11 protein-coding genes are annotated in these 13,190 nt (G+C 71.2%); 2 read left to right on the forward strand and 9 right to left on the reverse strand.

Annotated elements, in window-relative coordinates; all coding sequences use genetic code 11:
• Window positions 1-37: 37 nt before the first annotated feature.
• Window positions 38-1,414, reverse strand: coding sequence for a histidine--tRNA ligase (hisS, locus tag ACHUEU_RS04795; protein ID WP_394214797.1), 1,377 nt, complete (start codon window positions 1,412-1,414; stop codon window positions 38-40).
• A gap of 224 nt (window positions 1,415-1,638) precedes the next feature.
• Here hisS and ACHUEU_RS04800 point away from each other — a divergent pair, with 224 nt between their 5' ends.
• Window positions 1,639-3,276, forward strand: coding sequence for a DUF349 domain-containing protein (locus ACHUEU_RS04800; protein ID WP_394214760.1), 1,638 nt, complete (start codon window positions 1,639-1,641; stop codon window positions 3,274-3,276).
• Between the two features lie 114 nt (window positions 3,277-3,390).
• The gene (locus ACHUEU_RS04805) at window positions 3,391-4,137 is read left to right on the forward strand and encodes a hypothetical protein (protein WP_394214761.1); all 747 of its coding nucleotides are present in this window, start codon (window positions 3,391-3,393) and stop codon (window positions 4,135-4,137) included.
• Here ACHUEU_RS04805 and ACHUEU_RS04810 read toward each other — a convergent pair.
• The 8 genes from ACHUEU_RS04810 to ruvC form a co-directional block, all read right to left on the reverse strand.
• The gene (locus tag ACHUEU_RS04810) at window positions 4,068-6,479 is read right to left on the reverse strand and encodes a RelA/SpoT family protein (protein ID WP_394214762.1); all 2,412 of its coding nucleotides are present in this window, start codon (window positions 6,477-6,479) and stop codon (window positions 4,068-4,070) included. The genes ACHUEU_RS04805 and ACHUEU_RS04810 overlap by 70 nt on opposite strands.
• A gap of 91 nt (window positions 6,480-6,570) precedes the next feature.
• Window positions 6,571-7,143: an adenine phosphoribosyltransferase gene (locus tag ACHUEU_RS04815; protein ID WP_394214798.1), complete on the reverse strand. Its 573-nt coding sequence runs from the start codon at window positions 7,141-7,143 to the stop codon at window positions 6,571-6,573.
• Window positions 7,143-8,318, reverse strand: coding sequence for a protein translocase subunit SecF (secF, locus tag ACHUEU_RS04820; protein ID WP_394214763.1), 1,176 nt, complete (start codon window positions 8,316-8,318; stop codon window positions 7,143-7,145). The genes ACHUEU_RS04815 and secF overlap by 1 nt, the downstream gene beginning before the upstream one ends.
• Window positions 8,315-10,210, reverse strand: coding sequence for a protein translocase subunit SecD (gene secD, locus ACHUEU_RS04825; RefSeq protein ID WP_394214764.1), 1,896 nt, complete (start codon window positions 10,208-10,210; stop codon window positions 8,315-8,317). The genes secF and secD overlap by 4 nt, the downstream gene beginning before the upstream one ends.
• Window positions 10,211-10,324: 114 nt before the next feature.
• Entirely contained in the window at window positions 10,325-10,705 is a 381-nt protein-coding gene (gene yajC / locus ACHUEU_RS04830; protein ID WP_394214765.1) for a preprotein translocase subunit YajC, read from the reverse strand.
• 156 nt (window positions 10,706-10,861) lie between these two features.
• Window positions 10,862-11,908, reverse strand: a complete 1,047-nt coding sequence (ruvB, locus tag ACHUEU_RS04835; protein ID WP_394214766.1) for a Holliday junction branch migration DNA helicase RuvB — start codon at window positions 11,906-11,908, stop codon at window positions 10,862-10,864.
• Window positions 11,905-12,513 carry a Holliday junction branch migration protein RuvA gene (gene ruvA, locus ACHUEU_RS04840; RefSeq protein WP_394214767.1) on the reverse strand — a complete coding sequence of 203 codons (609 nt, stop codon included), beginning with the start codon at window positions 12,511-12,513 and terminating at the stop codon, window positions 11,905-11,907. Before ruvA ends, ruvB begins: the two co-directional genes overlap by 4 nt.
• 26 nt (window positions 12,514-12,539) lie before the next feature.
• Window positions 12,540-13,133 carry a crossover junction endodeoxyribonuclease RuvC gene (ruvC, locus tag ACHUEU_RS04845; RefSeq protein WP_394214768.1) on the reverse strand — a complete coding sequence of 198 codons (594 nt, stop codon included), beginning with the start codon at window positions 13,131-13,133 and terminating at the stop codon, window positions 12,540-12,542.
• Between the last annotated feature and the right edge of the window lie 57 nt (window positions 13,134-13,190).

Consider the following 13,190-nt stretch of genomic DNA (forward strand, 5'->3'; position numbering starts at 1 on the left):
ATGCCGCGGTGTGACTCAGCTCATCGCTCCGGGATCCTCAAGCCTGCGCGGCGGACTGCCCCTCGTCGGCGGCGAGGATCCGCACGCTCCGGTCCTGGGCCGGCGGCTCCCAGGCCGCGGCGTCGGCATCGGACTGCTCGCCGCTGCGGATGTCCTTGACCTGGTCGGCGGCCCCATCGACCCCCGGAAACCAGATGAACGGGATCCCCCGACGATCCGCATAGCGGATCTGCTTGCCGAACTTGGCGGCGCTCGGGGCGACCTCGCAGGGGATGCCCCGACCGCGCAGCGCCCGGGCGGCGGCGTCGCTGAGGTGGCGGTGCTGCTCGCCCGTGACGGAGACCAGCACGCAGGTGGGCACGGAACGGCTGGCCGTGGCCAGGCCCGCCGAGAGCAGGCGGGAGATCAGCCGCGACAGGCCGATCGACAACCCGACGCCGGGATAGGTGTGGCGGTTGTCGGCGGCCAGAGCGTCATAGCGGCCGCCGGAGCAGATCGAGCCGAGCGATTCGTGCCCGGTCACGAAGGTCTCGAACACGGTGCCGGTGTAGTAGTCCAGGCCGCGGGCGATGGAGAGATCAGCCATGATCACGCCCGGCACGGCCGCCTCGACGCGCTCGATGACCGCAGTCAGCTCGGCGATGCCCTGCTCGACCATCTCGCCGCTGCCGCCGAGATCGCGCACCTGCTGCGCGAAGGACGCATCCCCGGTGCGGATCGAGGCGAAGTCGAGGCAGGCCTGTGCCTGCTCCGGGCTCGCCCCGGATTCGGTCAGGAGCAGCTCCCGCACTGTGTCGGCGCCCACCTTCGGCAGCTTGTCCAGGCTGCGCAGCACCGCGGACTGGTCCTCCAGACCGATGGACCGGAAGAACCCCTCGGAGAGCCGGCGAGTGTTGGCGTGGATCGTGAATCGTGGCATCGGCAGTCGGTGGAGGATCTCTGCCATCACCACGGCGACCTCGGCCTCGATGTGGCCCGGAAGGGTGTCCTGACCGATGACGTCCAGGTCCGCCTGGTAGAACTCGCGGAAGCGGCCGTCCTGGGGGCGCTCGCCGCGCCAGACCTTCTGGATCTGGAAGCGTCGCAGCGGGAAGGCCAGAGAGTTCTGGTGCTCGAGCACGTAGCGCGCCAGCGGCACCGTGAGGTCGAAGTGCAGCCCCAGGGTGCGCGAGCGATCCTCCCGGGCGGGGTCCGCGCCCTCCTCCTCGGCATGGAGGCGGCGCAGGACGTACACCTCCTTGTCGATCTCTCCTTTGCGCAGCAGCTGTTCGAGCGGCTCGACGGCGCGCGTCTCGATCCCCGAGAAGCCGTGCAGCTCGGCCACCTCGCGGAACACGTCGATCACGTGCTGTTCGACGAGGCGCTCCGCGGGGAGCCACTCCGGGAATCCTGACAGGGCGGCGATCTTCGCCATGCGGTGCACTTCCTTCTCGGTCATGGGCTGAATGCCGAGCCCCATTATCCCTGACGGTGCGGGGCGGGGCCCGACAGCGGTGCGCGTCCTCGCGCATGCGCGTGTCGCTGTAGAGTTCCGTGAGGTGGTCCGCCCCCGCGATGGGTCGGCCTCCTGCCCGCCCGACCGCCGATCCCGGCGGCAGTGTCCCGCCCCGCAGCGGATCCTTTCGAAGGAGCTCAATCGTGAGCGAGTCCGAGACCCCCCTCCCCGCCTCCTCCCCGGTGGACGCCGACACCGCGACCCCGGCCCACAGCACCGAGCCCGCCGCGGTGGAACAGCCCACTGCGATCGAGCAGCCCGAGCCGGCGGAGCTGCCCGACACCGCGGCACTGCCCGCCGCGTCCGAGCGGGACGCCGAGTCGGCGGACGCAGCGGGGCCGACGACCTCTCCGGAGACCCCGGCACAGCCCGCGACGGACCGGCCGGCCCCGGTGCCGACCGCTCCCAAGCCCGGGGCACACGGTCCCCGGTCCGCCGCCCCGACCCCCGCCGCCCTGGCTGCGAAGAAGCCGAGCGCCGCTCTGCTCCCGGTCGCACCGCCGGTCACGGAATACGACCCGGAGCAGATCGCCGCCGCCGCGGCCTTCGGCACGGTCGCCGAGGACGGCACGGTCACGGTCCAGGACGGCACCCAGGTGCGGACCATCGGCTCGACCACCGAGAGCGACCGTGACGCGGCGCTGGAGCCCTTCGCCCGCGGCTACCTCGATCTGGTCGCCTTCCTCGATCTCACGCAGACCACGCTCAACGCCCCCGAGCACACCCAGAACGAGCTGAACCGACTGCTGGAGAACCTGCGCAAGAACATGAAGGAGCCGCAGGTCGTGGGGGACATCCCGGCTCTGCGGGAGCGCGCGAACGAGCTGCGGGAGCTGGCCAAGGCGAAGATCCGCGACCTCGAGGCCAAGCGGGCCGAGGGTCGTGAGGAGGCGATCGCTCGGCGCACGGAGTTCGTGGAGTCCATCGAAGCACTGGTGGCCACCGATCCGGAGCAGATCTCGTGGAAGAACGCCGGCGAGACCATGCGTCAGATGGTCCCCACCTGGAAGCAGATGCAGACCGCGGACGTCTCCCTGGACCGCCCCACCGAGGAGGCGCTGTGGAAGCGGCTCTCCGCGGCCCGCGCGACCTTCGATCGGATGCGCAAGCAGTTCTTCTCCCAGCTGGATGCCAAGCACGCCGAGGCCGCAGAGGTCAAGGAGCAGCTGATCGTCCGGGCCGAGTCGATGCAGGAGTCCACCGACTGGGGACCCACCGTGCGGGCGTACAAGGACCTGATGGACGAGTGGCGACACGCTCCGCGCGGCAGGCGCAAGAAGGATGACGCGCAGTGGAAGCGGTTCAAGGCCGCCCAGGACACCTTCTTCCAGGCCCGCAACGCCGACCTCCACGAGACCGAGGCCGAGCAGCGCGAGAATCTCGCGGTCAAGGAGAAGCTGCTGTCCGAGGCCGAGTCGATCGATCCTGCGAAGGATCTGGAGAAGGCGAAGCAGGCCCTGCGCTCGGTGCAGGATCGCTGGGAGGAGGCGGGCAAGGTCCCTCGCGGCGACATGCGCCGGATCGATGACCGGCTCCGCGCGGTCGAGCGGGCGGTGAAGAATGCCGAGCAGGACGAGTGGCGGCGCACCGATCCGCGCACCAAGGCGCGGGTCGAGGGCGCCTCCTCGCAGCTGCATTCCGCGATCGCCTCGTACCAGGACGCATTGGACAAGGCCGTGGCCGGGGGCGATCCGGCGAAGATCGCCGAGGCCGAGGCCGCGCTCGAAGCGCGCAAGGAGTGGCTCGCGGTGATCGAGCGCTCAGCGCGCGATCTCGGCTGACCGGTTCGCCGCGCGGACCTCCCCGGCCGCAGACCGTTCCTCCACCGCCCCCGTCTGTCCACAGCGACAGGCGGGGGCGTTGCTCTCGGGACGCCGCCGGGACACAGTCGGAGCATGCAACCGCTCCTCGCCCCCGCCCGGCCCGGGCCGCCATCCCGAATCGGGCCAACGGTCCCGGACCGGGACGGGGACGGCCCGGAACCGCCGACCTCGATCGGGCTGTGCGCGGCCTGGTCCCGTCACGCAGCGGAGCTCGCGGTCCCCATCGGCGCGGCCCTCCAGCACTGGGAGGAGACCCCGCCCACGCTGGTCCTGGTGGCCGAGGGCTATCTCACGCGTCTGCTCCCCGGACGGTATGTACCGCCCGATGTGCTGCAGAGCGCCGTCCGACGGGCGCTCGCCCTCGGCTGCGCGCTCGGTGCCCGGCTGCAGTCGCATCATGTGATCGCCGGACCCTCCGCGGCCTGGGTGCTGCTGGGCGGAGTGCCTCCGGCCCCGGCGGAGCTGCTCTCCCCCGCGCATCGGGGCGAGATCGCCGGGGTCGTGCTGCGCACCGCACGGCTGCGGCCCGACGAGGTCGAGACGATCGGGGGCACGCCGATCACCATCCCGGTGCGGACGGCGATGGACCTGCTGAGGTTCACCCCGGCAGCGGTGGCCACTCCCCTGCTGACGGGGCTGGTCGACAGCGGCCACGTCGAGGTGGACGAGGTCCGTCGGCGCCTGCACCGGATGCATCGCCATCCCGGGGTGCAGTCTGCTCGGGAGAGATGGGAGGTGGTGCTGGGTGGTCAGCGGGGCGAGAGCGGGGCCCCCGCGCCCACGGGCTTGCCGTCGGCCGTGACCCGGTACACGTCGTAGACGCCCTCGATCCGCCGTACATGCGCGAGCACGGACTGCAGATGCGAGGGATCGGCCAGCTCGAAGGAGAAGAAGCTGGTGGCGAGCCGATCACTGTTGGACTGCGCGGAGGCGGAGTGCAGATTCACCTGCTGCTCGGAGATCACCAGGGCGATGTCGGTGAGCAGACGCGGACGGTCCAGCGCCTCGATCTTGATATGCACGAGATACGCGGCGCTGTGACGACCGGACCAGGAGACCTCGACCATGCGATCGGGCTGCTGCTCCTGCAGCTGGATGGCGTTGGTGCAGGTCTCATGGTGCACCGAGATGCCCGAACCGCGCGTGATGAAGCCGACGATGGGGTCCCCCGGCACCGGTGCGCAGCATTTGGCGAGCTTGACCCACAGATCGGCATGACCATCGACGATGACGCCCTGGTCGGTCTCCGAGGCACGGCGCTCCTCGCGTCCGGCCCGGGACCGCACCCGGGACGGCATGGTGATCTCGGCCACGTCCTCCTCGGCGCCGATGCTGCCGCCGAACGAGGCCCGCAGCTTCTCGACCACGTGCTGCGCCCCGGTGTGGCCCTCGCCGATCGAGGTGTACAGCGCATCGACCGAGGGGAGGTTCAGGTCGTCGGCGGCGGTGGCGAGGGTGTCATGGGTCAACAACCGGCGCATGGGCAGATCCTGCCGACGCAGCGCCTTGGCGAGCTCGTCCTTGCCCTTCTCGAGAGCCTCCCCCCGGCGCTCCTTCGAGAACCAGTGCCGGATCTTGCTGCGTGCGCGCGGCGACTTCACGAAGCCCAGCCAGTCCCTGCTGGGGCCTGCGTCGGGGGACTTCGAGGTGAAGACCTCGACCACGTCCCCCGTCGACAGCGGCGACTCGAGAGAGACCAGGCGGCCGTTGACCCGCGCTCCGATGGTGCGGTGCCCCACTTCGGTGTGCACGGAGTAGGCGAAGTCGACCGGCGTGGCTCCCTGCGGGAGTGACAGCACGTCCCCCTTCGGGGTGAAGACGTACACCTCCTGCGTGTTGATCTCGAAGCGCAGCGAGTCCAGGAACTCCCCCGAATCCGTGGTCTCCTTCTGCCAGTCCATGAGCTGGCGGAGCCAGGCCGCGTCGTTGCTGCCCGTGGCGGTGTCCCCGCCCCCCGGGCTGCCGGCCATCGCCTTGTACTTCCAGTGCGCCGCGACGCCGTACTCCGCCCGCCGGTGCATCTCCCGGGTGCGGATCTGGATCTCCACCGGCTTGCCGGTGGGGCCGATCACCGTGGTGTGCAGCGACTGGTAGAGATTGAACTTCGGCAGCGCGATGTAGTCCTTGAACCGTCCCTGGACCGGCGACCAGCGTGCGTGCAGGGTGCCGAGCACGCCGTAGCAGTCGCGGACGGAGTCCACCAGCACACGCACCCCGACCAGGTCGTAGATGTCGGAGAAGTCCCGGCCGCGCACGATCATCTTCTGGTAGATCGAGTAGTAGTGCTTGGGGCGACCGGTGACCTCGGCCTTGATCTTCGCCTTCCGCAGGTCCTCATTGATCTGGGTGGAGACGGAGGTGAGGTACTGCTCCCGAGCCGGGGCGTGCTGTGCGACCAGGGAGACGATCTCTTCGTAGACCTTCGGGTACAGCACCTGGAACGAGCGGTCCTCGAGCTCCCACTTCATGGTGTTCAGGCCCAGCCGGTGCGCCAGCGGCGCGTAGATCTCGAGGGTCTCCTTCGCCTTCCGCTCCGCGGAGGCGGCCGGGACGTACTTCCAGGTGCGCGCGTTGTGCAGCCGGTCGGCGAGCTTGATCAGCAGCACCCGCACGTCGCGGCTCATCGCCACGATCATCTTGCGGACCGTCTCCGCCTGTGCGGCCTCGCCGTAGGTGACCTTGTCGAGCTTCGTCACGCCGTCCACCAGCACGGCGATCACCTCGCCGAACTCGCTGCGCAGCCGCTCCAGGGAGTAGTCGGTGTCCTCGACCGTGTCGTGCAGGAGTGCGGCGGCGACCACCTCGGCCGGGGAGCCCAGCTCCGCGAGGATCATGGCGACCGACACCGGATGGGTGATGTAGGGGTCGCCGCTCTTGCGCGTCTGTCCCCGATGGGCCTGCTCCGCCACGGTGTACGCGCGACGGACGAGGTCAGGGTTCTCCTTCGGGCTGACCGCCATGATGGTCTCCAGCAGCGGAGCCAGCAGCGGGTCGACGGGGGCGCCCGCGCGTGAGGAGAAGAATGACAGCCGCGAACGGCTCCGGCGGGAGGGCGGCGACGGGGACCGCGGCAACGAGACATCCGACGCTCCGGACGCACTGCGCTCGCCGCCCGTCGGCACGGAGGCCCTCGGGGGCGGGGATGCTGGCTCTTGCGGCATGCACACCTCCTGGCTGAGAGGACCAGTCTACGCGCGGGTCACCACTGAACCGGACGCCGCTCCGAGTGGTGCGCCGCACCCCGCGCCGGGATCAGCCCTCGATCCGCCAGACCGTCGAGAGCTCGGTGCCCGCGAGACGATCGCGCCCCCGGAGCGCCGCGAGCTCGATGAGGAACGTGGCGCCGAGCACCTCGACGTCGAACCGGCGGGTCAGCTCCAGGGTCGCCGCTGCGGTGCCGCCGGTCGCCAGCAGGTCGTCGACCAGCAGCACGCGCGCCCCGGCCGGGAAGGAATCCTGCGGGATCTCGATCCTCGCACTGCCGTACTCCAGGTCATAGGTCAGCCCGGCAGGATCACCGGGGAGCTTCCCGGCCTTGCGCACCGGGATGAAGCCCGCTCCGATCTCGTACGCCAGCGGAGCTCCGAGCACGAAACCGCGCGCCTCGGTGCCGACGATGTACTCGACGCCCTCGGGGAGCAGGGTCACCCAGTGCCGGATCACGGTGCGCAGCGCGACGGGATCGCGCAGCAGCGGGGTGATGTCCCGGAACAGCACGCCCGGGATCGGGAAATCGGGATGCTCCGCGATGTGCGAGTCCAGCAGCGCATCGATCTCCGCGGCGCCGGAGATGGCGCCGGGGGCGGCGGACCGGGCCCCGGCGATCACCGGCCTCCTCCCTCAAAGGTGCGACGTCGACGCGTGGTGCGGCGCGGCTGGCGCCGCGGGGGCGCCGCGGCGGCGGACCCTGTCGGCTCCGCGGCGTCGGTCTCCGACGCCCCCTCGCGGCCGTCCCCGGCCTCGCCCTCGGCGTCCGCGGCGTCCGGAGCGTCGAGACCGTCGGCGGCGGCCTGGTCGCCGTCCTCCCCGTGCCGTGCTCGCAGCACCTTCTCGGTGTGTGCGGAGATCTCGGGGTCTCCACGGCGCAGGTCCACGAGGAGTCCCGGAGCCAGGAAGACCGAGGAGTAGGTGCCGGCGATGATGCCGATGAACAGGACCAGCGAGATGTCCTTGAGCGTGCCGGCGCCGAGCAGGAAGGCGCCGATGAACAGGATCGCGCCCACCGGCAGCAGCGCCACCGCCGAGGTGTTGATGGAGCGCACGAGCGTCTGGTTGGCGGCCCTCTGCACCTGCTCGGCATAGGTGGTGCGGGTCTGGCGGACCAGTCCGGCGGTGTTCTCGCGCACCTTGTCGAAGACCACGATGGTGTCGTAGAGCGAGTACCCCATCACGGTGAGGAAACCGATCACGGTGCCCGGGGTGATCTCGAAACCGACCACCAGATACACGCCCACCGTGATCAGCATGTCGTGGAGCAGGGCGCCCATCGCGGCCAGGGACGACTTGGCGTTGCGGAAGTACAGCGCCATCATCCCGGCGACCAGCGCCAGGAACACGATCACACCGCGCAGCATCTTCTGGGTGACGTCCCCGCTCCACACCGGTCCGATGAAGGAGCTCGAGACGGCATCGGTGGAGACCCCGTAGGCCGCGGCGAGATCCGCGGCGACGGCGGCCGTCTCACCCGAGTCCAGGTGCTCGGTCTGGACCCGCATGGTGTCCTGCCCCAGCACCGTGATCTTCGGTTCGTTCTCCGGCAGGTGGTCGCGGACCACTTCACGGGCCGAGGTCTGCTCGGTATCGGCCACCCCGGCGACCTGGAACTCGGAGCCGCCGGTGAACTCGATGCCGAAGTTCGGTCCCCGCACCACGGAGAACACCGCCAGCAGCACGATCAACACCAGGCTGAACAGGTACCAGGTGCGGCGCCGGGTGATGATCGGGACGGTGCGACGACCGTCATGCAGTTGATTGCCGAAGCGGGCGAAGGTCGCGGTCATCGGCTCTGCTCCTCGGTGTCCTCGGCTGGGCTGTCTGGAGAGGGACCGGGCGTCGCGGGACCGTCCTGGCCCGGGCCCTCTCCGGCCGCAGCGCGCTCCGCGGCCTCGCGCTCCAGGCGTGCGCGCCGCACGGCGAGCGGTTCCCGGGGCTCGTCGCGGGCGGCCCCGGCCCCGCCGCCGCGCATCGCGACCGGGCGCACCCGCCCGCGGCCGGCGTAGGCGGGGACCTGGCGACCGAGCCGGGCCGGGTCCAGGCCGCTGAACGGGTGCCCCTTGCCGAAGAACCGGCTGCGCACCAGCGACTGCAGCAGCGGGTGAGTGAAGAGGAAGACGATCAGCAGGTCCATCAGGGTGGTGAGGCCGAGCACGAAGGCGAAGCCGCGCACCCCGCCGGTGGACAGCGCGTACAGCACCACTGCGGCGAGGAGGTTGACGGCGTCGGAGGCGAGGATGGTGCGCTTGGCACGGTCCCAGCCGTGGTCGACGGCCGCGACGATCCCGCGCCCCTCCCGGATCTCGTCCCGCACCCGCTCGAAATAGACGATGAAGGAGTCGGCGGTGAAGGCGATCGCCACGATCAGGCCCACCACGCCGGCCAGGGAGAGCCGGTAGCCGATCTCCGGGATGTTCGAGAGCGTGGTGAGCGTGCCGTAGGTGAGCAGGCCCATGATCAGCAGGCTCGACGTGGTCACCATCGCGAGCAGGCGGTACTGGGCGAAGGCGTACAGCACCACCAGTGCCAGGCCGATGAGCCCGGCGATCAGGCCCATCTCGAGCTGGTCGGCGCCCAGGGTCGCCGAGACCTGCTGCTCCGAGGCGACCTCGAACTCGAGAGGCAGGGCACCGAACCGCAGCTGATCGGCGAGCTGGCTCGCCTCCTCCTGCGAGAAGTTGCCGGAGATCGAGGCCTCACCGCCGGTGGAGGGCTCCTGCACCTGCGGGGCGGAGATCACCAGTCCGTCCAGCACGATGCCGAAGGCGTCGGTGGCGCCCTGCCCGTTGTAGAGCGCCGTGGTCAGGTCGGCGAAGCCCTGGGAGCCCTCCTCGGAGAAGCTCATGTTCACGACGTAGTAGCCGGTGGCCTGCCCGGTCGGGGTGAGGTCGGAGGCGACACCGGAGTCCTCGATCGCCGAGCCGGCGACGACTTCGGGGCCCAGCAGGTATTTCGCGGTGCCGTTCGGGTCGCAGGCGACCACCGGCTCGTCGGCCGGCGCCTCGGTGACCTTCTCCTGCTGGGAGCCGGGGTCCACGCAGTCCGCCGTCATCAGATCGGTCTGCAGCTCGGGGGTGAGCCACTCCAACGACCAGGCCGGGTAGGGAAGCTCGCCGGCCGCCGGGGCCGGGGCCGGAGCCATCGCGGGATCCGTGCCGGGCAGCCCGTCGAACAGGTGCTGTGACGGATCCACCGGAGCCGCGGAGGTCTCCTCCGGAGCGGATGCCTCGCCGTCGGCGGACTCGCCGCCGCCGTCCGAGCTCCCGCCGCCGTCGGAGGGTGCGGGCTCGTCCACCCCCTCGGGGGCGACGACGCCGAGGACCGGACGGAATGACATGGAGGCCGTCTGCCGGATGGCCTCCGAGGTCTCCTGGTCGATCTGACCGGGCACGTCGATGACGATGTTGGTCCCGCCCTGGACGGTGATCTCGGTCTCCGCCACGCCCATCGCGTTGATGCGCTGGCTCATGATCTGCCGTGCCTGCTCCATGGCGGCGTCGTCGATCTCGGCGCCGTCCCGGGACTGCGCCTGCAGGATGATCTGGGTCCCGCCCTCGAGGTCGAGGGCGAGCTTCGGTGCTGGGTGCCAGTCACCCTTCCAGATGCCGGCACCGACCCCGCCGCCCAGCAGCAGGATCAGCACCGCTAGGGCCGCCAGGGCGATGCGACGTGCGGGCATGATGCGAAGTTCCTCAGGACGGCGGATGGTCGATGCGCGGAGTGCGCGACCGCGGACGGTCTCAGCGGGACGACGTGCCGCGGGAGGTCACAGCGGGGCGATTGCCCCGGGTGGTCAGTCGCGGTCGCGACGGTGGTCGTCGCGGGCGGAGTCCTCGGAGATGGTCACGCCGGGGATGGCGTCCTGGGAGGAGGGCTCCTCCTCGGAGGCCTCGTCCTCGCCCGCCGCCAGCTCTTCCTCGTTCACCTGCTGCGCGATCGCCTGACGCGCCCACTTGGTCTGCGAGCCGTCCTCGCTCTCGAGGACCACGACATCGTCGTACGCCTCCACGATCAGGCCGAAGAAGCCCGAATGGGTGCGCACCTCATCGCCGATCCCGAGCTGGCGCACGCGCTCGAGCTGCTTCTGCTGCGCCTTCTTCTGACGGCTGGACATCCACAGCAGGGGCAGCATCATCACGGCGAAGATGAGCAGGAGGGGGAGCAGAGATTCCACGGAATTCCTTTCGGCGGACGGCACGGACACCGTGCTGCTGCACGCTGAGGGACCGCCGCGGACGACTGACCGCCCCACTGTACCCGTCCCACCCGCACCACCCGTCCAGGGTCGACGTGAACCTCCGTACGGGCAGGCACCCCTCCGGGGAACGGCTCAGAAGCGGCCGAGCATCGGCGTGACGCCCTTCGGCCCCTCGGGCGGCTCGAGCCCCAGATGGGTCCAGGCCGCCGGCGCCGCCGCCCGGCCGCGCGGGGTGCGCAGCAGGAAGCCCTCACGCACCAGGTAGGGCTCGATCATGGTCTCGACCGTCTCGGTCTCCTCGCCCACGGCGACGGCCAGGGTCGACAGTCCCACGGGCCCTCCGGAGAAGCGCCCGCACAGCGCGGACAGCACCGCCCGATCCAGTCGGTCCAGGCCCCGCTCATCGACCTCGTACACCCGCAGGGCCTCCTTCGCCGCGGCCAGGTCGAGACGGCCGCTCCCCCGCACCTGCGCCCAGTCCCGCACCCGGCGCAGGAGCCGGTTGGCGATCCGCGGGGTGCCCCGGGACCGTGACGCGATCTCGACCGACGCCGACTCCTCCAGGGCGACCTCCAGCCGCTCCGCGGAGCGGCGGACGACCTCCCGCAGCTCCTGCGGGGAGTAGAAGTCCAGATGACCGATGAAGCCGAAGCGGTCACGCAGCGGTGCCGGCAGCAGACCGGCACGGGTGGTGGCTCCGACCACGGTGAACGGCGGCAGGTCCAGCGGGATCGAGGTCGCCCCGACCCCCTTGCCCACCACGACGTCGACCCGGAAGTCCTCCATCGCGATGTAGAGCATCTCCTCGGCGGGACGCGCCAGGCGATGGATCTCGTCGATGAACAGGACCTCGCCCTCGTCGAGAGAGGACAGGATCGCGGCGAGGTCGCCGGCGTGCTGGATCGCCGGGCCCGAGGTGATCCGCAGCGGAGCGGTCAGCTCGGCGGCGATGATCATCGCCAGCGTGGTCTTCCCGAGGCCGGGCGGGCCGGAGAGGAGCACGTGCTCCGGGGTGCGCCCCCGGGCCGAGGCGGCGTCCAGGACCAGGGACAGCTGATCGCGCACCACCTGCTGGCCGACGAACTCGTCGAGATGGCGCGGACGGAGGGCGGCCTCGGCCGTGCGCTCCGGCGGCATCGAACGCGCGCTGGTGAGCGAGGGCTCTTCGCCGTCGGTCATCGATGACCTCCGAGACCGCGCAGCGACCGGCGGAGCAGCGCGGCGGCGTCGAGGCCCTCACCGCCGTCGGCCCGCACCGATTCCACCGCGCCCAGCGCGGCCTTCTCGGCCCAGCCGAGCCCCACCAGCGCCTCGACCACGTCGGCATCGGGCCCCGCAGGCGCCGCCGTCGCGGACGGAGCGTTGCCGCTGACCGGAGTGGACGGCGCCGGCAGCTTCCCGCCGAGCTCGAGCAGCATCCTGCCGGCGACCTTCGGGCCGATACCGGGGGTGCGGGTGATGGTCTTCGTGTCCTGCTCGGCGACGGCGCGCCGCAGCTCCTCCGGATCGAGCACCGCGAGCACCGCCAGGGCGGTGCGCGGCCCGATGCCGGAGACCGACTGGACGATGCGGAAGGTCTCGGCCTCCTCGGCGTGCGGGAACCCGTAGAGGGTCAGGGAGTCCTCGCGGACCACCAGTTCGGTGTGGAGGGTGAGCTCGGCCCCGTGGCGGGTGGCACCGAGCGCCTGCGGGGTGGTGCGGACGAGGTAGCCGATACCGCCCACCTCGAGCACGAGGGAGTCGAGGTCGAGGCGGGCCACCCGCCCGGTCAGGGATGCGATCACCCCTCCAGCCTAGAACGCCTGTTCGATCAGTGGCGGGACGTGGAGCGCTCCCGGGCGCGTCGGGCCTCGCGTTCGGCCCGCGCCCAGACGCCCTGGGCGCTGGTCCGGGCGGCGCCGGCGGCATCCAGTGCCACGGGGCCCGGGCCGCGCCACAGCTGGGTCAGGGCGATCGCCACGGCATCGGCGGCGTCGGCGGGCTGCGGCGCGGCCTCCAGGCCCAGCAGCCGCATGAGCATCGTCTGGATCTGCTTCTTGTCGGCGCGTCCGCTCCCGGTCACCGCGGCCTTCACCTCGGAGGGAGTGTGCAGGGCGGTCGGGATGCCCCGCTCGGCGGCCTCGAGCAGGGCGATGCCGGAGACCTGCGCGGTGCCCATCACCGTCGAGATGTTGTTCTGGCTGAAGACCCGCTCGACCGCGACCGCGTCCGGGGCGAACTCCTCGAGCGCGGCGCGCAGGCCCTGCGCGATGGTGAGCAGGCGCTGGTCCAGCGGCGCCTCGCTCTCGGAGCGGATCACGCCGGCGTGGACCAGCCGGGCCCGGCGGCCGCCGAGGGCGTCGACCACGCCGATGCCGCACCGCGTCAGACCGGGATCGACCCCGAGCACGCGCATCGTGGTCATCGTCGGCTCCTGCCGTCGGCCGCCCCGGACGGTGCGGGGCCGCAGGCGGCCGCCGCT

The organism is Brachybacterium vulturis, assembly GCF_043641765.1.
Lineage (GTDB): Bacteria > Actinomycetota > Actinomycetes > Actinomycetales > Dermabacteraceae > Brachybacterium > Brachybacterium vulturis_A.